The organism is Acinetobacter sp. WCHAc060033 (assembly GCF_004209125.1).
GTDB classification, from domain to species: domain Bacteria; phylum Pseudomonadota; class Gammaproteobacteria; order Pseudomonadales; family Moraxellaceae; genus Acinetobacter; species Acinetobacter wuhouensis.
Map to the genome: position 1 here is coordinate 1 of NZ_SGSW01000169.1, position 691 is coordinate 691.

The 691-nt window shown below is 41.0% G+C and carries 1 protein-coding gene; it reads left to right on the forward strand.

Going from position 1 to position 691, the window contains the following annotated elements:
• On the forward strand, window positions 1-688 hold a 688-nt coding region (locus EXE10_RS21140; RefSeq protein ID WP_323052841.1), incomplete at its 5' end, for a DnaB-like helicase C-terminal domain-containing protein.
• Window positions 689-691 lie beyond the last annotated feature (3 nt).

The following is a 691-nucleotide window of genomic DNA, read 5'->3' on the forward strand; positions in this document are numbered from 1 at the left end:
GGGCAAATCAACCCTGGCTCAAATGGTGACGATTCAGACTGCTTTACGTTTTGATGAATCTGTGTTGGTGGTATCAGCGGAAATGGATGTTGAGACGTTCACAAATCGCAGTATTTCAGCATTGACAAGTATTCCTTATGACAACATCCACAATGCCGAACTTTACGATGGAATGCTCAAAGATTTTGCTGAAGCACAGCATAAATTTAGCAAGTTGAAAATCCATATTGAAGACAAGCAAAAACCAACGATTGCAGAGATTCATTCTTATGCGCGTAAGGCTCGTCGCAAGTATAAAAAACTGGGTTGTATCGTTGTTGATTACCTACAACTTGTTCGTGATCCAAGCAAGAAAGATCGCTATCAAGAGGTCAGCTCAATCAGTCGTGACCTCAAAGCATTAGCGAAAGAATTCAATTGTCCTGTGATTGCTTTGGCTCAGTTGAATCGTGAATCAGAGAAAGGAAAACGCCCCAAAGCTTCTGATTTAAAAGAATCAGGACAAATCGAACAAGACGCAGATCAAATCATTTTAGTACATCCGATCAATGGAGAAGATGAACTTCCTACAGGTGTGACTGAAATTATTGTTGCTAAAAATCGACATGGCAAGCGTGGCGTGACCAGAGTCAAGGATCGCTTAGATATTTGCCGTTTTGTGGCAATTGTAGAAGGTGGTGTTCTATGAGTA